Here is an 18603-nt window from a genome sequence, read left to right on the forward strand (position 1 = left end):
ATAACATGGCAGAATTAAATGCTCATATACCCGAAGGAGAATTAACCGATAAATGGACTAAACTACGTTCGTCTATGCCATTGGTTAATCCATCCAATAAAAGAAGCATCGAAATAATTGTAGTAGGTTCTGGATTAGCTGGTGCCTCTGCGGCAGCAACCCTTGCCGAAATGGGTTATAAGGTTAAATGTTTTTGTTTTCAGGATTCGCCAAGAAGAGCGCACTCAATTGCAGCTCAAGGCGGTATCAATGCAGCAAAAAATTATCAGAATGATGGTGATAGTACTTATCGCTTATTTTATGACACAATAAAAGGTGGTGATTACCGTGCAAGAGAAGCTAACGTACACCGTTTGGCTGAGGTAAGTACTAATATTATTGATCAGTGTGTGGCACAAGGTGTGCCTTTGGCAAGAGAATATGGTGGCTTGTTAGACAACCGTTCTTTTGGTGGTACACAAGTTCAGAGAACATTTTATGCTGCCGGACAAACCGGTCAGCAATTGCTTTTAGGAGCATATAGCGCTTTAGAGCGTCAGGTAGGAATGGGTAAAGTTGAAATGTTTACCCGCCATGAAATGCTTGAAGTGGTTGTAGTTGAAGGAAAAGCAAAAGGTATTATTGCACGTAACTTACTTACCGGCGAGCTTGAGCGTCATTCTGGTCACGCTGTATTATTGTGCAGTGGAGGTTACGGAAACGTATTCTACTTGTCTACAAATGCAATGGGAAGTAACGTAACTGCAGCATGGAAAGCGCACAAAAAAGGTGCTTTCTTTGGCAACCCATGCTACACTCAAATTCACCCTACTTGTATCCCTGTTTCTGGAGATCATCAGTCTAAACTGACCTTGATGTCTGAGTCGTTACGTAACGACGGACGTATCTGGGTTCCTAAGAAAAAAGACGATACACGTAAAGCTTCAGAAATTCCTGAAGATGAAAGAGATTATTACTTAGAGCGCAGATATCCTGCTTTCGGTAACCTTGTTCCTCGTGATGTTGCCTCTCGTGCAGCTAAAGAGCGTTGTGATGCAGGTTATGGTGTAGGTAAATCTAAGCTTGCTGTTTACCTTGACTTTAAAGAGAATACAGAGCGTTATGGCCGCATTGAGGCTAATAAGCACAATATCCACAATCCGGATAAAGAAACCTGTATGAAATTAGGTCGTGAGGTAATCAAAGAAAAATACGGTAACCTATTTGATATGTATGCGCAAATCACCGGAGAAGATCCTTATGAATTGCCAATGCGTATTTATCCTGCTGTTCACTATACAATGGGTGGTTTATGGGTAGATTATAACTTAATGACTACTGTACCTGGCTTATATGCTTTAGGTGAGGCTAACTTCTCAGATCACGGTGCTAACCGTTTGGGGGCATCTGCATTAATGCAAGGTTTAGCAGATGGTTATTTTGTTCTTCCATATACTATTGGAGCTTACCTTTCAAAAGAATTGGCTACTAAACCAATTCCACAGGATCACCCTGCGTTTGTAGAAGCTGAAGCTAGTGCAAAAGCAATCCTTGACAAGTTTTTATCTATTAAAGGAACTAAATCTGTAGATCATTTCCATAAGAAATTAGGAAAGATCATGTGGGATAAATGTGGTATGGCACGTAATGAAAAAGGTCTTAAAGAAGGTATTGCTGAGATTCAGCAGCTTCGTAAAGAGTTTTGGAGCGATTTACGTGTGCCGGGCAGTTCAGATGAAATGAACCCTGAACTTGAGAAAGCTGGTCGTGTGGCAGACTTTATTGAGCTTGGTGAGTTGATGTGTATGGATGCATTGAACAGGAATGAATCATGTGGTGGCCACTTCAGAGAAGAATATCAAACTGAAGAAGGTGAAGCATTACGTGATGATGAAAACTATGCTTACGTTTCTGCATGGGAATATAAAGGTGATGTAACTTTTGAACTTCATAAAGAAGAATTGAAGTTCGAAAATATCAAAGTTGCACAAAGAAGTTATAAATAGCTAAGTACTAAAATCTCAATATTATGAGTACAGGAAATATGAATTTAACGCTAAAAATCTGGCGTCAAAAGAATAACAAAGCCAAAGGCGGTTTAGTAGATTACAAAATATCAGAAGTATCTCCTGATATGTCTTTCTTAGAAATGTTCGACGTGCTTAACGAAGACCTGGTTGCTAAAGGTGAAGAACCGGTTGTTTTTGATCATGATTGCAGGGAAGGAATTTGTGGGGCATGTTCTATGTTCATCGACGGAAGACCACACGGACCAAAAGAAGGTATCACTACCTGCCAGTTACACATGCGTTCATTTAATGATGGTGATACCATTGTTGTTGAGCCATGGCGTGCGAAGGCTTTTCCGGTAATAAAAGATTTGATGGTAGATCGTACTGCATTCGATAGAATTATCGCTTCAGGAGGGTTTATATCAGTAAATACGGGAAATGCTCAGGATGCTAACAACTTGCCTATTCCTAAAGTTCAGGCAGATTCAGCTTTTGAGGCTGCGGCTTGTATAGGTTGTGGTGCTTGTGTTGCTACCTGTAAAAATGCTTCTGCAATGTTATTCGTATCTGCAAAAGTATCTCAATTGGCACAATTGCCTCAGGGTCAGCCAGAACGTTACCGCAGGGTTCAGAGTATGGTTGCTCAGATGGATGCAGAAGGTTTTGGTAACTGTACTAATACCGGAGCATGTGAAGCTGAATGCCCTAAAGGAATATCATTAGAGAATATCGCACGTATGAATAGAGATTTTTATTCTGCAAAATTTGTATCTGAGGAATCTATTTAATAGATTTATCTAACGAGACAAGGGTATTACACACAAAACCCCGGCTATTTTAGCTGGGGTTTTGTGTTTTTAGAGCATTATTTTGAGAGCGTAAACGAAATCGGTATGTTGTATTTAACTCTTACTTTTTTGCCTCCCTGAGTTCCGGGAGTCCACTTAGGACTTGCTTTCAGAACCCTTACTGCTTCCTCATCTGTGCCTCCACCAAGTTTTCTGTCTACTTTGATGTCAGTTAAAGAACCGTCTGTTTCAACGATCATGGAAACGAAAACTTTTCCCTGAATGTTTTTCTCCTGTGCTTCTTTAGGGTATCTTACTGTTTTCTTTAAGAAGTCGTAGAACTTTTTCATGCCACCTGGGAATGAAGGTTGTGTAGTTGTTGAGACAAAGTCATAAACTTTCTCATTGGTTTCTTTCTTCTTTAAATCAGGTGTTTGTTTAGCTTTAGTAGTAATTTTTATTACTCCATCTTTTGCCTCTTCCCCGTATATTTCTGTTGCTGTTTTACTTTTAAGTACTTCGATTGAAGCAATGTCATTCGGATTTATGCTTGATAGTTTAAGTCCCTCCACTTTTTCTCCATCAACGAAGTACAATGGTTTTAGATTACTATCGCTAACTTCGAGTTTATTATCTATGATTTGTATTCCTTGTACTTTTCCTTGCAAATTGAGAGTGGTTTTGTTTAATGAAAAGCTTATAGGGATGTTATATTTTACCCTTACCTTGTGACCATCCTGAACTCCTGGATTCCATTTTGGACTTTCCTCTAGCACCCTTACTGCTTCTTCATCTGTACCGCTGCCAAGTTTTCTATCTACCTTGATATCTGTTAATGAGCCATCTGTTTCAACAACAAAACTTAGAAATACTTTACCTTCTACTTTATTTTCAAAAGCTTCTTTTGGATACCTAACACTTCTCTTTAAGTACTCATAAAACTGATCCATTCCTCCAGGAAAAGTAGGTTGTGCTTCTAGTGATACAAAATCATATACTTTCCCACTTTGCGCGTTTGCGGTTTCTTCGCCTGCTCTAATAACCACTTCGCTCAAGCTTTCATTTTTGTCAGTTGTTTTCGGTTTATAGCCGAATATAGAAAGCTCACTCAATTGGCTATAACCACTAACAACAGCAGGTTTTACTTTATTGGAAGTAGTAGTGTTTTCGCTACCCATCAGTGCGAATGAAAAGGGGAGGCTGTACTTTCCGTCATTATTTGCTTTAAAGCCCGGATAAGTTAATATAGCTCTCATTACCTCTGCATCACATCCTCCACCTAATGCTTTCGTAGCAACACTTACACCCTCAATTGCTCCATTTTTAACGGTGAATTTTATTTGACTCACTCCCTGAATATTCGAATTTTGAGCATTTACAGGATACCTTACTGATTTTTTTAAGTATTTATAAAATTCGTTCCATGATGAATCTATACCTGCAGTATTTGATGTTAAAAGTTCTTTTTTTGCTTCATTTATTAATGACTTAGAATCTGATACAAAGGGAGCAGCAATGGTTGTTTTGATAGCTTCTTGAACTAGTTTTAAAGGTTCTTCCATTGGAATTTCCTCAGCCACTTTTTTAATTTCCTCATTGTTACGGATGGTTGCCGAAGACATGATTAAGGCAATTGCAAACAGAGGAACAAACATTCCATATTTTAGTATAGCAGTTTTGCGAGAGCGTTGTTTGTGTAACATATAAATTCTTTTTTTAATTAGTGATTTATTAAAAAAACTGTTTGTGAGTGTATTTGTGGGAACTTTAAATGCACGGCTTAGTAGTAATAACGCATATTCCTCTTTATCTCCCTGAAAGTTTGCGGCCTCTTCATCGGCCAGATATTCGTGGATATGCTTAACCGTTGTTTTATAGAAATAGATTATAGGATTAAACCATGTGATTATTCCCAGCAGTTCAAAAAAGAGTACATCAAGGGTGTGCCACTGTCTGATGTGAATTTCCTCATGTTTTTGAATCGTTTGAACCTCAGGAAGATCCTGGTCAACTACTTTTTTCTTGAAAAATGAGAATGCCGATCCACTTTTTTTTGCCTTCAATAATACTTGAACAGAGATTAACTGAACTATAAATCTGATTACAAAGAACAAGATGCCCGTGAGGTAAATAAATACAAGTGTATTCCCCAGATTAAATCGCTCCGGGTCGTCTTGTACGACTGCCATTTGTGTAATGAAGTCGTTTATCTGAACAGCTCCGGTGTAAACCGGTTGAACAGCTGGTTGTGTGCTAAACCATTCGAGCCGTATAAAAGGAATGGCGAGTGAGAATATCCCGGCAGAAACCAGATAGATTCTGTTTAGTAAAAAATAAGTTTCTTTGTCTAACAATAACTTATAAAAGCCATAAAATACAACTAAGTAGATATTGACTTGAAGAATATAATGTGCCCAGGTCATCTTGGTCTGTTTTTAATTTTGTTAATCATTTTAAGAATTTCATCAACATCACTCAGATCAAGCTTTTCTTCCTTAACAAAGAAAGAGAACATACTTTCCACTGAGTTTTCAAAATAATTGCCCAACAGCTTCTCTGTAGCATGGCGTTTGTATTCTTCCTTACTAATTAAAGGGTAATACTTATGAGCCTTACCAAAGGCCTCGTGAGCAATAAATCCTTTTACTTCCAGTATTCGGATAATTGTAGAAACAGTGTTATAGGCCGGTTTAGGCTCTGGCAGGAAATCCATTACATCTTTAACGAATCCTTTCTCTATCTGCCATAAAATCTGCATAATCTGTTCTTCTGCCTTTGTTAAATCCTTAATTTCCATGAATTATTAGTTTAGTTTTTAGTTGGTTTTTAGCTTTACTTATACTGCGCAATATTTGTATAACTAAATCCTTAGTATAAACTTAAAACTAATTATTTAGTTTTCAAAATATTTGAGGAAAAATCTTTAGTGAAGCTAAGTGTTTATTAAAATAAAGTATCGCGTGAGGAAGTACGAAGGGAAAACTAATGTGTAAAAGAAAATGGCGGTATAAACCGCCATTCCTTACTATTAACTAAAACTAAACTTATTTTTTGTGGTGCAATAAATCCACTTTATTGCTTGCTATCCATCATCAATCCTGTTAAGGCATGAAATGATTTTATTGCACCTATATATAGTACCATTCTCTTATTTAGAGAAAGGGTTGCTTACTTTTACCATTTCGGTTTTGGCAGCTGATGAAGCTTTTAAAGCAACATCTTCACTGTGGCTATTTGATATACTAGTAGTAACGGTTAATAATACCATGATAAAAACAGGAACTAGTAAAAGTAAAAATGGCGACACGTTTGCTAACTTTTTCATAATCGTTTTGTTTTGATGAAACAAATAGAATAAATAAAAAAATGCTACTAAAATCTTTTAGACCAAGTGTATATTATCCTAGATAAACGGTTAAATTGAATAGTTTTGTGATTAGTTGCTCTATTTTGCGATTTGGTAGAAAAAAAATGCCAGTTCGTCGAAAGCAAACTGCTTAAACAAGCAGATTAATTTATTTTGGACCTATGGAATTAAGTTTAGTTGTTGTTTAAATGAAAAGTAGAAACTCTGTTATTGTACATATTCTCTTCTGGCTTTTTATTCTTCTGTTTGTAACTGCGGTGGTTATTTATAGTAAAGAACCGGTGTCTTTGTATAGCCTTGCGGTAAACTTTGGTTATTCCGGATTAATCCACATTTCCATTTTTTATATTAATTATACCCTACTAATTCCTTTATTGATTAAAGAGAATAAGCGGTATGGCCTTTATATCGTATCCATTATTCTGTTAATGGTGGTAATGAGTTTCTTAAAAACTGTAATTGCCGTATTACATCCCGAAACTATCTTACAACACATGGATAGTAATGGGGTTGTTCAGGAAAGGTCTATTGCCAATTATGCAATTAGTGCATTGTTTATTTCGGGCTTTTTCATTGTGGTTAGTTCCTTGCTTAGACTGGCTATTGATTGGTTTGGAAACGAACGCACTCAAAGAAATCTGGAAAGTGAAAAGAAGGAAATGGAGCTTCAATTCTTAAAATCGCAATTGAACCCTCACTTTCTTTTTAACTCCTTAAATAATATTTACTCACTGGCTTATCAGAAATCTGATAAAACTGCTGATGCGATATTAAAGCTTTCGGAAATAATGCGGTACATGATCTACGAAAGTAACGACAGCTGGGTTTCCTTAAGTAAGGAAATTGAATACGTTCAAAGCTTTATAGAACTGCAGAAATTAAGGTTTAAGGATGGGGCTGCTGTAGAATTTACTATGAACGGCGAAATTGATAATCAACAGATTGTGCCTTTAATATTGATATCATTTGTAGAGAATGCATTTAAGCATGGAGTAGCTAATGATCCTAAAAATCCAATTAAGATCAATATTATCGCCAATCAGAAGATATTGCATTTTAGTATAACCAATAAAAAGAATAAATATAATAAGGATGAAGTGGGCGGCGTAGGTTTAAACAATGTTGAACGAAGATTGCAATTACTTTATCCCGATAGGTATAAATTAAATATTGTAAATTCGGCTACCCATTACACCAGTGAGTTAATGCTTGATATATGATAAAGTTAAAATGTATTGCGGTTGATGATGAACCGTTGGCACTTGATATTATAGAGGACTACGTTTCGAAGGTTCCGTTTCTAGAATTAGTGAAGCGCACTGAGAACGCTATTGAGGCTTTACAGCTTGTTCAGGCTGGAGGCATTGATTTGGTATTTCTAGACATTCAGATGCCTGAGCTTACAGGTATACAGTTTCTTAAGATAGCTAACGGGAAGGCTAATTACATATTAACTACCGCTTATTCGCAATATGCGCTTGAAAGCTATGATTTAAATGTATCGGATTACCTGTTAAAACCGATTGCATTTGATCGTTTTTACAAGGCGGTAGAGAAGGTTCATAATCAAGTTAAAATTGCAGAACCGGTGGCTGCTCCGCAATCATTTGTAGCATCTGCTCCTTCTTCGACACCTGCAAATCCTATTCAGGACTTTATTTTCGTTAAAACAGAGCATAAAATTCAAAAGATTCAACTTGATGATATTCTCTATATAGAGGGATTAAAAGATTATATCTCTATTTATACTAAGGCAGAACGGGTTATTACTTTACAGAATATGAAAAAAATGGACGAGACTTTGCCAAAGGGTCAGTTTGTAAGGGTTCATAAATCTTATATCATTTCTCTTGATAAAATAGAGAGCATAGAACGGAGTCGTATTTCTATTTGTGGTAAGATTATCCCAATTGGCGATACTTATCGTGATGAGTTTTTTAAACACATTGATAATAAGAATATATAATTAGAAGTACGGTTTTTATCATCAAACCTTTGGTTTTTGTCATTAAAGCTCTGGGGTTTTCGTCATCCTGAATTTATTTCAGGACCTCTCAAGAGAAAGAAAGCCTTGCTAGTGTGAGGTCCTGAAATAAATTCAGGATGACGATAGTGCTTACTGTTACAGCCGTTTATCGTTACAGAGCAGCAGCTTGATTTAGCTTAGCTCTTATTGCATTTTCAGCTTCAAGAACGACAACCTCAGGATTTCTCCCCGCGGGTTCTATTGGATTTAAAACAGTCCATTTTAAGCGCTCTCCAAAGCTTAAAGGGTAAGCTCCATACTGAACCAGTTTCCAGGAGTTTTCTATTGCTACAGGAACTATCAGGGCGTTAGGTACAATCTTTAACAAGGTTGCAATACCACCAACCTGAAAGCTTTTCATATTACCGTCTTTTGCACGCGTGCCTTCAGGAAAGATCATGGTGGACCATGTGTTATCTTTCATTCTTCTGCCAAGTTTTATAATTTCAGAAATGGCTTGCTTGCTGTCCTTACGATCTATGTTTGCGCCACCACCATGTTTCAGGTTAAATGAAATTGACGGAATACCTTTTGTTAATTCAATTTTAGAAATGAATTTAACATGGTGCTTTCTTAAAAAGAAAATTAAAGCTGGGATGTCGTACATACTTTGATGGTTGGCAACAAAGATGATAGGTCTGTCTAAAGGAAGGTCATGATCGTTTTTAAATGTTATCGATGAGCCTAAGAATATATCACAGTAGGTTAGGAAGAAATTCAGGATGTCAACCGAAGTTTTATGGGCTTTATATCCAAACAGGCGGTAACAAACCCACTGAATTGGCTGGAATATAACGAGCGATAAAAAGAAAAAAAGATAAAAGATGGGGCTAAAGATATAGCCTAAAAACTTATTCATAGTTTATTCGGTATAAGCTGAACAAAATTACTGTATTTTGATTATAAATGACCTTCCTGTAGTAGAATTTTAGTTTTCAGAATGGCTGCAACACTCATGCTGTCGGTAATTTCTCCATTGATAACCATTTGATAGGCATCATTAAATGGCAGTTTTTTTATAACAAGCTGTTCGGTTTCTTCGGGTGATGACGCACCTTGGGTTAGTCCTTTAGCAACGTAAATAACGGCAAGCTCATCACTTACTGAATTTGACAGATGCATCCGTTGAATTTCAATCCAGTCGGTAGCTATAAGTCCGGTTTCTTCAATTAGTTCGCGCTTGGCGCCATCTAAAGGGTCTGCCGATAGCGCTCCGCCGCCTTCGGGGATTTCCCAACTATATGCTTTTATTGGGAATCTATATTGCCCAACCAGCCATGTGTTGAGTTCATTATCAAGTGGCAAAATTCCTATGGCGATGTTTTTGAAATGCACTTCACCATAAATCCCTTTGCCACCTGATGGATTGATAACCTGGTGTTCGGTTAAACCGATCCAGTTGTTCTCATATATCTTATTGCTTTCGATGGTTTTCCAGGGATTTGTATTTTCCATGTCCGCAATATACAAATTAACTAAAATGATTCTTCGTCAGGTCTGGAGTCCTGTTGATCTTGTTTCTTAGTCTTTTTGAAGCTAAAATCATTTTTACCAAAGCGATAGGAGTAAGTTAAATTGGCCATGGTTCCTTGCATGAATCTTCTGAAGTCGATTACAGAATTGGTTCCATTTGTAGTCATACTCCATCTTCTGGTGCTAAATACGTCTCTAATGTTTAAACTTAATGATGATTTTTTGTTTTTGAAATCATACTTAGCGCCTGCATCTACACCGTACATTGCATTTCTTTTACCTTGCGCCATTACTTCAGGTGCACGGTAGTCGCCTCTTATTTGAAGTGAAATATTATAAGGTAAAACGAAGTTATTGGTTAAGTTGGCATTCCAGCTAAAACCTGAGTTTTCTACAATTCCAAAAGCAGGAACTCCGTTAATTTTACTTTGATACAAGTTTACGTTGGTTGTAAAGTTCCAGGCCTTAGCTACGTCAACTCTACCTATTAATTCAATTCCGCTAGCTAATTGTCTGGTTAAGTTTTGTGGGGTAACAATAGTAATCCCATTTTCATCTGGCTCTGTTCTTACTCTTTGGATTACGTCGTTAGTCTGACGCATATAAGCGCTGGAAGTGAATGTTACTTTAGGCCAAAATTTGCTATAGCTAAGCTCAAAAGCGTGTACATCCTCTGGTTTTAGATTAGGATTACCCTGACGGTAGTTAAGCGGATCGGATACATCAAGAAATGGGTTTGTATCCCATCCTCTTGGTCTGTTAACCCTTCTGCTATAGCTAAGTTGTACTTGTTGTTCTCCTTTAAATTTTTGAGTTAGGTATACGCTTGGGTATAATCTTGTGTAAGCTACCTTTCCAGGGATATAATCTATCTGATTAAACTTGTTGTACATCCCTAAACGAGTATCTAGTGTTGCGTCTTCAGCTCTTACACCAACCTGATAGCCAAAGTTTTTAACCTGATTCTGGTAATTGAAATAAAGGGCATGCACTTGATCTTTGCTATTAAATTCGTTGGTTAAGGCATAGTTTACCTCATATTCTCCGGTCAGGTTATTAAATTGGTCAGAGAATGCAGTATTTTCTGCTAAACGGATTTGACTTCTGTAACCCGCTTCGATTTTCCCGGCTTTGCCAATTGGCAAGGTATAATCGGTTTGGATGTTATAGTTTCTGTTGAAACCACTTCCATCATTTCGTAGGATAGCCGGCAATGAATTAACGGGGTCTCCATCAACATTGTAAATGTTTGTACTGTAAACCTGATCGTTGTCATTTGTGCCTTCAGAGAAGCCTAGATTAAAGGTTAGTTCTTCCCTTGGTTTTTTAAACTTCTGATTGAAGTCAAGATTAAGATCGTAACTGTTCCCGAAACCTTTATTGGAGTTGTTTCTGTTGCTTAATTCTAGCGGGTTTTTAAGACCGTCAAGCTTGTCTATGTTAAGAAACTCATTCCTGTCATTGTCTCTTGCATTAAAGCCCCCTGAGAAGCTAATTACGCTTTTCTCAGCAATACTGTAGTCTATGCCCGCTTTTAGGTTGTGGCCCTTGTCCAGTGATTTTGAATCTGTGTTTTGATTGGCAAAAACAGTTGGGAAAGGGGTGTCTAAATAAGTGATATTGCTATATCCACCACCCAAACGATTGCCATAACGGTAACCATAATTACCATAAAGGTTTATCTTTTTGTTTTGAAAGCTCATGTTTGTGCTCGCATTATAGTTATCGCGATTACCCGCACTTAATGCTACAGATCCATTTAGGCCTAATTTTTTGTTCTTCTTTAATACGATATTGATAATTCCTGATTGCCCTTCTGCATCATACTTTGCTGATGGGTTAGTAATCAGTTCAACGCTTTCAATAGAGCTAGCTGGAATTGATTGCAGGATTTGCGCAACGTTTCCGCCTGCTATTAATGATGGTTTACCATCTATCAGTACCTTTACTCCGGTTGAACCTCTAAGGCTTACATTGCCATCAATATCTGTTTGGACTGAAGGTACGTTTTGAAGTAAATCCGAAGCAGATCCACCTTCGCTAACCAAACTTTGATCAACAGAGAAAACTTTTTTATCTATACCAAGTTGGATAGCACTTTTTTGAGCTGTTATGGCAACTTCATTTAATACCGTTCCTTTGGCCGGTTTCATTTTGATTGTTCCCAGATTGATTTGGTTTTGAGCATCAGAAATAGAAACAGAGTCTCTAACCATTGTTTGGTAGCCAACATAGCTTATTTTGAAAGTAAAGACTCCTTTTGGTAGTCCCTTGATTAATAAATTGCCATTAACATCAGTTTGGGCACCTTTAATAATTGCTTTTGTTTTTCTGTTAAGGATAGTAGCAGTAGCAAATGGTACTGTTTCATTACTTTGAGCATCTACAACTTTAGCTGTAATTTGGCCCTCTGTATTAGTTTGGGCATTAAGTTTTACAGTTGTAATACAAAAGGCAATCGCTAAAAACAGTACTTTGCACGTAGAATTCTTCATTCGGATCTTTCTTTTTTTAGGTTTGTTTAAGGAGGGACAAAGAAACGGCGGGAAAGTTTAATTATAAAGGAGTAACTATTTTATTACAGCAAGGATATGATTGACTACAATAAATTTTTCCTTAACGAAGGAATGACTTATCAGGAGTACAGGAACCTGATTAATGAACTTTTGTTACAGCATAAAACAACTGGTCCAGATGATTCTGATGCAATGTTACATTATACTAAAATGAATGTGCAGCGGATGAACAGAGTTGATAAGACTGTTAAACTAAATGATGACTTTCTAAATGTACTTAACGCTGTAAAAAACAAGTATCGTTTTTTAGTGATTTCTGAAGGATGGTGTGGAGATGCAGCTCAGATTGTGCCTGTGTTCGATAAAATTGCTACTTCTTTTGGCGATAAATTTGAACTGAAATTTGTGTTGAGGGATAAAAATTTGCCGCTAATTGATGCGCATCTTACTAATGGTGGCAGAGCGATTCCAGTATTGCTGATATTGGATGAAAATGGAGATGTAGTGAAAAAATGGGGTCCAAGACCTGATGTCTTGCAGGAGTTATTAGCGAAATGGAAAAAGGAGACTACCGATATGATGGAAATCGCCGAAAAACTCCACGGATGGTATGCTAAGGATAAAACCCAAAGTACGCAGCAGGAATTACTTGAAATATTTAAGAGTACAGTTTAATCTACAGAAACTGTTAATCCTTCTTGCTGAAGAATTTTACGGTAAACTTCCATTTCAGTAAAGGAACCTTCTAAAACAGCGCATTTGCCTTTGTTGTGAACCTCCCATGCAATTTTTTCTGCCTGAGTTTCAGAATAATCCAAATATTTCATCATGCAATGAATTACATGGTCAAAAGTATTTACATCATCGTTCCATAATATTAGGCGGTGAACTGTTTTTAATGAGGTAAGAATCTCTTCTAATGTAAATGTTTCCTCTTTGGTTTCTGTTGACATATTACAAAAATAAGCTTATTTCAAAATAATGTTGCAGTTAAAGTTATTTTTGCTTAAAATTTGTATTAAACTCAAATATAATGCAGCGTTCAAAGATTGCCGGTATTGGCTATTATGTGCCCAAAAATGTTTATTCTAATAACGACTTATCTCGTTTTATGGATACAAACGATGAATGGATACAGGAGCGTACGGGAATCAAGGAGCGCCGTTTTGCCGATAGGTTCGAAGAAACAACCACAACTATGGGTGTTGAGGCAGCTAAAATTGCCATAGAGCGAGCAGGCATTACTGCACAGGATGTCGACTTCATTATTTTTGCTACACTTAGTCCTGATTATTACTTCCCGGGTTGCGGGGTATTGCTGCAACGCGAAATGAAGATGAAGGAAATAGGTGCGTTGGATATCAGAAATCAATGCTCAGGATTTGTTTATGCGCTATCGGTAGCAGATCAGTTTATCAAAACCGGGATGTATAAAAACATACTTGTGGTGGGTAGTGAAAAGCACTCCTTTGCTATGGATTTTGAAACACGAAGTAGAAATGTTTCTGTAATATTTGGCGATGGGGCAGGTGCAGTTGTTTTGCAACCAACACAAAAGGAAAATCAGGGGATATTAAGCACGCATTTACATAGTGATGGTGCTGATGCTGAGATTTTGGCTATGTATTATCCAGGTGCTTCGGCAAATAAATGGCTTAAAGATAAACCAAGCTATCCTGATAAGGAGCTAGGTGGACTGTTTATGACAACTGAGCAGTTAGAAAGCGGCGCAGCGCTACCATACATGGATGGGCCTGCGGTGTTTAAAAAAGCTGTAGTGAAATTTCCTGAGGTAATAAAAGAAGCGCTTAGTGCCAATAATCTTACGGAGAAGGATATTGATATGTTGGTGCCTCATCAGGCTAATCTTAGAATAAGTCAGTATGTACAGCACCTGTTAGGCCTAAGTGATGATAAGGTGTTTAATAATATTCAGAAATACGGAAATACCACAGCCGCCTCCGTCCCTATTGCGCTTTGCGAAGCTTGGGAAGAAGGCAAAATTAAAGATGGTGACCTTGTTTGTCTAGCAGCCTTTGGCTCTGGCTTTACATGGGCCAGTGCATTAATCAGATGGTAAGCTTACTTTGTGTTTAAGTGCTAGCTTCCCTTTGCTGATCTTGTCATTTGCTCAAAGGCATCCCACATTTCGTTTGGAATGGCTTCGAGACCATTAAATTGACCAGCTCCTTGTAGCCATTCACCACCGTCGATGGTAATTACTTCTCCATTGATGTAACCTGCAAAATCACTGATTAGAAATGCTGCAAGATTAGCCAGTTCCTGATGATCTCCAACACGTTTTAATGGAACTCTGTTTTTGAAATCGAATTTCTCTGCCAAATCTCCAGGTAACAAGCGTTCCCACGCGCCCTTAGTAGGAAAAGGACCCGGTGCAATGGCGTTTGTTCGGATACCATATTTACCCCATTCAACCGCTAAAGAACGAGTCATAGCTAGCACACCGCCTTTTGCACATGCCGATGGTACTACGTAAGCAGACCCTGTAAAAGCATAAGTAGTTACAATGTTTAAAACGCTGGCATGTTGTTTTTCCTTTATCCAGTGTTTACCGAAAGCCAATGTACAGTTTACCGAGCCTTTTAAAACAATATCTATTATGGATGAGAATGCATTGGCTGATAGACGCTCGGTTGGTGAAATGAAATTTCCGGCAGCATTGTTAAGCAAGCTATCAACTTTTCCAAAGGTTTTTAAAGTCTCTGCCAATACATGTTCCACTTGTTCATATTCTCTTACATCGCAGGCAAGAGCGAGTACTTTGCCACCAGTTTCTTTTTCCATTTCCAATGCCGTTTTCTGAAGCACATCAAACTTGCGGCTGGTGATAACCAAATTAGCACCTAATTTAAGAAAGTAAGTACCCATAGCTTTACCTAAGCCGGTACCACCTCCGGTAATTACAATTGTTTTTCCTTTTAGAGCATCGTCTCTTAACATCGGCTGATTGAACATCGCTTATTTCTTTTGCAGGTTATCAATAATTGTTTTTAAAATACTACGGGTTGTAGGTGCCCACCATTGTTTTAGCATTACTTGTAGTGCTTCGCTCTGATCTGCAGTAGTCGCTGCTATTAAATCTTTTCTGATGTTGAGCTTGCTCTGTTCCCAGGTATTACGCTCCATGGCCATGTATTTTCTTATTTTTCTCTCAGCAGCTGTAAGAATACTTGCCGGGTTTACAACCTCGTCAATTAACCCAACCTGTAACGCCTCTTCTGGAGTAAATAGTTTGCCTTCTAAAAGGCTTCGTGTAGCGTTGGCCTGGCCAATCCAAAATGAGTAAAGGTTGAAAATACTGTTCGGTACAATTATACCCACCGGAACCTCATTTAATCCAATAATGTATTTCCCTTCAGCCATAATTCTGTAATCGCAGGCAAGTGCAATTACACATCCCCCAGCTGGACTATGGCCATTTACAGCAGCAACTAATGGCTTTTTAAACGAAGTTATGGTTGCTGTGAAATTTAGAAACAGGTGCCAGAAAGATTCAGCTTCTTGTTCCGAGTAGTTGTACAATTCAATAAGATCCAATCCTGCGGAAAAGAAATGTTCCTTGCCTGTGATAATGACACCTGCGATATTTGGGTCGCCAGAGATGTTTATTAGTATGTCATTTAACTCAGTAATCATTTCTCGGTTTAGTGCATTCGATTTGCCTCTGTCGAGTGTGATGATGCTTAGGTGGTCTTTTATGGTGACTTTAATTGTATTCATTTATATTTATTTTACTTCATAGGTGTAAACTGTATGCGCTAAATTTCCGAGCATATCCATGCCCTCTATAACTACTCTGTAGGTTCCCGGTTCATCTGAATTGAAATAGTTGAACTCAGCTTTTCCACTTTCGTTTGTTATAATATTTGGACTCCAATAAATAGTGGTTCTGTAATCAGGTTTGTTATCTGGAACGTCATATCTAGGAGAGTAGAATTCTCTTGAGGTATAGTAACCTTTAGGTGTAAAGGGTATGATGCCTGGAGTAAATGTTGACGCACTTGAATAGCCGCCACCGCGTTTTGTGGTTATTACCAATATGCCACCACCACCCTGGCTGCCATAAATTGCTGTATTGCCAACAGATTTTAATACTTCAATGGTTTCAATATCAACAGGGTTTATGTTGTCAAGAAACTCAGCCTCCATGCGCATGCCATCAAGAACAATAGACATAGGTGTGTTTCCGTTTCTCAGTAAATACGGAACACCGTTTTTAATAATTAAACCGGCAACACGCCCCTGTAAACATTGCGATAGTGTTGTACAGTATTGAAGCTGGTCAGCACTAATTATAGCGTCGGCGTTTCCGGCACCATTTAGATTTGAAGAGTTCTTGGCCTTGTTTTTCTTCTCAACAATATTGACTTCCTTTAACAGGATAGTTCGCTCGAGTATTCCTCGTTTGGTTAAATCGTTAAAGTAATTTTCGCTTTGCTTCAGATACCCTGATAAAGCCTCATTTACATTAACTTCAATGTCTCCGGTATTTTTGTTTTTGGTAACTACTTGCCCAGAAACAACATCAAGTACAATCTCTACACTTTTTTTGTTTTTAGCGGTTCTACCCTGTACGATGAACTTTGTGCTATCATTAAAGGACAACTTGTCAAAATTGAATCGACCCTGAGCGTCGGATATTGTATCTATAACGAAAAGTCCTCCTGAAGAAGAAAGTAAGGAGACCTTGGCATTGGGTATTGGTTTACCCCCATAACTTGTAATGACACCGCTGATTTTTAGTGATTTTTCGGCTTCATAACGGATGTTTGGGGCGGCATTATTAATGATGTTTTTCCATAATATTCTGCGCCAGCCTTGGGTTAGCATTAAATTGTCTAGGTCTTGCTGGGTTTTCGGATCATCATTTAAAAAGTAATAGTTCGGTTTTTCTATGTACCCAATAAGGTCAGATGTAAGCAAGAGGGTAGTGAAAATATTGCTTTCATTTTCTTCATCAGGCTTAACTGATGCGGTATTGGTAACAGAGATAGAAAAGCTTGCTTGGGTAGGTTTATCGGCAAAGGCAGCCTGAAGATCTACACTAACCTTTTCTTTTGGTCCATAAGTCTTTTTAGCTGTAGAGACGGTTGTTGTTATCCTGTCCGTCATATTATTTACAAAAACAAGGCGTTCAGCAACTGGAGTATTCTGAGCAGAAAATAGTGTTAGTTGGATAATGCCTGAAGGCAAATCTTTTTTTGGAATAGAAGCAGTAATAATTTGTTTTTGAGATGAAGCCTTAGATACGAAACAAATATTTCCATTGTTTTGAGCTACTAGTTTTAATTCGCCTGGCCCCAGTAAACCGGTACTTAGCATGATTTTAACTATTACATTTTCCGTAGTAGTGTTGGTTGTAATAATGTAGCCGCTTTGTAATACCCGAGGTAAGTTTACAGAACTTTCAGATCCGTCTTTATAACTAACCCTGGCGGTATAAGTTTTGCCTGGCTGAGGGTTAAGTACAAAGTTGCCTATTCCTAAGTGTTGAGTGCTAAATTGAGTAACCTCTTGTCCATCGTTATCTATGATTACACCTTTTACATCTTCGCCTAATCCTGATGCATTTACCGCCTTGATTCCAATCTTATTTGGTAAGTCTTCTACCAGGTTTCCACTTTCCGGGAAGAACTGAACATCAACAGTATTTGATGTCGCTTTAACGGGGATTTCTTTAATGATCTTTTTCTTATCAGGAAGGGTTAGTGTGGTAATGATCTTTCCTGATTTATATAGTGTGGGCTGGGTGTTTAAGAAACTGATGTTTACTTCGCCCTGTTCATTGGTAAGGGCCTTTCCTTTTGCTAAACTTCTAAAATTTAGCTGAACTTCGTAGGTAACTTCATTTTGAGCGTATGGTGTGCCTTCTTTGTCGGTAAACTTAACTCGGGCATCTACTTTTTCAGCTTCGTTTTGTTTGCTATAGGTATAATTAGTGTTAGTGAAAACATTATTTGCCCACGAATTGCCAATCTTTATAGTTTTATCAAAGAAAAACTCAGTACCTGCATTTTTCATCCACTGAGTATATGCTCTAATTCGGTAGTTTCCTTCGGTAAAGGAATCCGGAAGCTTAAAGTCACCCCAGGTAAATCCTGAGATAAGAGGTAGTTTAATTTGCTTTTTTACTGAATCTTTTTCATTGATCAGCTCAACATATATCGCATTGCTAATTGTTGAGGGCTTTCCTGTTTGGGCATTTATAACGTAGGCTTTAAACCAAATATCATCGCCGATAGCGTAGTAAGGTTTATCCAGATGAATGTGTACTTTTTCCTGAGGATACTTTTCAATATATACCTCAAGCTTTTTTATCAGCTCTGTAAAAGGATCGTCATCTGCTGTATAGGCAAAAATTATAAATGCCCCAAACAATAATAACAGAGGAAGAATTAGCTTACGTTTCATAAATATGAGC

General features: G+C 37.7%; 16 protein-coding genes. 6 read left to right on the forward strand and 10 right to left on the reverse strand.

The features are described from left to right. Positions 1-5 precede the first annotated feature (5 nt). Positions 6-1985 (forward strand): fumarate reductase/succinate dehydrogenase flavoprotein subunit, encoded by a 1980-nt coding sequence (locus HQN83_RS08235; RefSeq protein ID WP_173089861.1) that lies wholly within the window; start codon positions 6-8, stop codon positions 1983-1985. A gap of 23 nt (positions 1986-2008) precedes the next feature. Continuing rightward, on the forward strand, positions 2009-2779 hold the full coding sequence (locus tag HQN83_RS08240; protein ID WP_173089862.1) for a succinate dehydrogenase/fumarate reductase iron-sulfur subunit: 771 nt from the start codon (positions 2009-2011) through the stop codon (positions 2777-2779). A 77-nt stretch (positions 2780-2856) separates the two neighbouring features. On the opposite strand, the gene HQN83_RS25280 is transcribed toward HQN83_RS08240, so the two are convergent. The 3 genes from HQN83_RS25280 to HQN83_RS08265 all read right to left on the reverse strand — a co-directional run bounded on the left by HQN83_RS25280 (position 2857) and on the right by HQN83_RS08265 (position 6104). Next, entirely contained in the window at positions 2857-5202 is a 2346-nt protein-coding gene (locus HQN83_RS25280; protein WP_246254382.1) for a M56 family metallopeptidase, read from the reverse strand. After that, complete coding sequence (locus HQN83_RS08260) at positions 5199-5576, reverse strand: BlaI/MecI/CopY family transcriptional regulator (RefSeq protein WP_108204869.1); 378 nt, start codon at positions 5574-5576, stop codon at positions 5199-5201. Before HQN83_RS08260 ends, HQN83_RS25280 begins: the two co-directional genes overlap by 4 nt. Before the next feature lie 351 nt (positions 5577-5927). Beyond that, positions 5928-6104 (reverse strand): hypothetical protein, encoded by a 177-nt coding sequence (locus tag HQN83_RS08265; RefSeq protein WP_173089863.1) that lies wholly within the window; start codon positions 6102-6104, stop codon positions 5928-5930. Between the two features lie 230 nt (positions 6105-6334). Here HQN83_RS08265 and HQN83_RS08270 point away from each other — a divergent pair, with 230 nt between their 5' ends. Further along, positions 6335-7366, forward strand: coding sequence for a sensor histidine kinase (locus tag HQN83_RS08270; RefSeq protein ID WP_173089864.1), 1032 nt, complete (start codon positions 6335-6337; stop codon positions 7364-7366). Continuing rightward, positions 7363-8112, forward strand: a complete 750-nt coding sequence (locus HQN83_RS08275; RefSeq protein WP_173089865.1) for a LytR/AlgR family response regulator transcription factor — start codon at positions 7363-7365, stop codon at positions 8110-8112. The genes HQN83_RS08270 and HQN83_RS08275 overlap by 4 nt, the downstream gene beginning before the upstream one ends. 172 nt (positions 8113-8284) lie before the next feature. Here HQN83_RS08275 and HQN83_RS08280 read toward each other — a convergent pair whose 3' ends face one another. From HQN83_RS08280 to HQN83_RS08290, 3 genes are read right to left on the reverse strand one after another with little or no spacing between them, the layout of a single operon-like run. Continuing rightward, positions 8285-9031, reverse strand: a complete 747-nt coding sequence (locus HQN83_RS08280) for a lysophospholipid acyltransferase family protein (protein WP_173089866.1) — start codon at positions 9029-9031, stop codon at positions 8285-8287. Between the two features lie 41 nt (positions 9032-9072). Further along, positions 9073-9627: an NUDIX domain-containing protein gene (locus HQN83_RS08285; protein ID WP_173089867.1), complete on the reverse strand. Its 555-nt coding sequence runs from the start codon at positions 9625-9627 to the stop codon at positions 9073-9075. Positions 9628-9647: 20 nt separating this feature from the next. After that, positions 9648-12140 carry an outer membrane beta-barrel family protein gene (locus HQN83_RS08290; protein WP_173089868.1) on the reverse strand — a complete coding sequence of 831 codons (2493 nt, stop codon included), beginning with the start codon at positions 12138-12140 and terminating at the stop codon, positions 9648-9650. Between the two features lie 96 nt (positions 12141-12236). Between HQN83_RS08290 and HQN83_RS08295 the strand changes: the two genes are divergently transcribed. After that, the gene (locus HQN83_RS08295) at positions 12237-12836 is read left to right on the forward strand and encodes a thioredoxin family protein (RefSeq protein WP_173089869.1); all 600 of its coding nucleotides are present in this window, start codon (positions 12237-12239) and stop codon (positions 12834-12836) included. On the opposite strand, the gene HQN83_RS08300 is transcribed toward HQN83_RS08295, so the two are convergent. After that, complete coding sequence (locus HQN83_RS08300; protein ID WP_048907811.1) at positions 12833-13114, reverse strand: ATP-dependent Clp protease adaptor ClpS; 282 nt, start codon at positions 13112-13114, stop codon at positions 12833-12835. The genes HQN83_RS08295 and HQN83_RS08300 overlap by 4 nt on opposite strands. Before the next feature lie 80 nt (positions 13115-13194). On the opposite strand from HQN83_RS08300, the gene HQN83_RS08305 reads away from it, so the two are divergent. Further along, entirely contained in the window at positions 13195-14241 is a 1047-nt protein-coding gene (locus tag HQN83_RS08305) for a 3-oxoacyl-ACP synthase III family protein (protein ID WP_173089870.1), read from the forward strand. Positions 14242-14261: 20 nt separating this feature from the next. On the opposite strand, the gene HQN83_RS08310 is transcribed toward HQN83_RS08305, so the two are convergent. Genes HQN83_RS08310 through HQN83_RS08320 form a run of 3 tightly spaced genes read right to left on the reverse strand, consistent with a single transcriptional unit; the run spans position 14262 to position 18593 of the window. Then, the gene (locus HQN83_RS08310; protein WP_173089871.1) at positions 14262-15137 is read right to left on the reverse strand and encodes an SDR family oxidoreductase; all 876 of its coding nucleotides are present in this window, start codon (positions 15135-15137) and stop codon (positions 14262-14264) included. 3 nt (positions 15138-15140) lie between these two features. Beyond that, the gene (locus HQN83_RS08315) at positions 15141-15902 is read right to left on the reverse strand and encodes an enoyl-CoA hydratase/isomerase family protein (protein WP_173089872.1); all 762 of its coding nucleotides are present in this window, start codon (positions 15900-15902) and stop codon (positions 15141-15143) included. Between the two features lie 6 nt (positions 15903-15908). Then, on the reverse strand, positions 15909-18593 hold the full coding sequence (locus tag HQN83_RS08320; RefSeq protein ID WP_173089873.1) for a TonB-dependent receptor plug domain-containing protein: 2685 nt from the start codon (positions 18591-18593) through the stop codon (positions 15909-15911). Positions 18594-18603: the final 10 nt, after the last annotated feature.

The organism is Pedobacter foliorum (genome assembly GCF_013266735.1).
Taxonomy (GTDB): domain Bacteria; phylum Bacteroidota; class Bacteroidia; order Sphingobacteriales; family Sphingobacteriaceae; genus Pedobacter; species Pedobacter foliorum.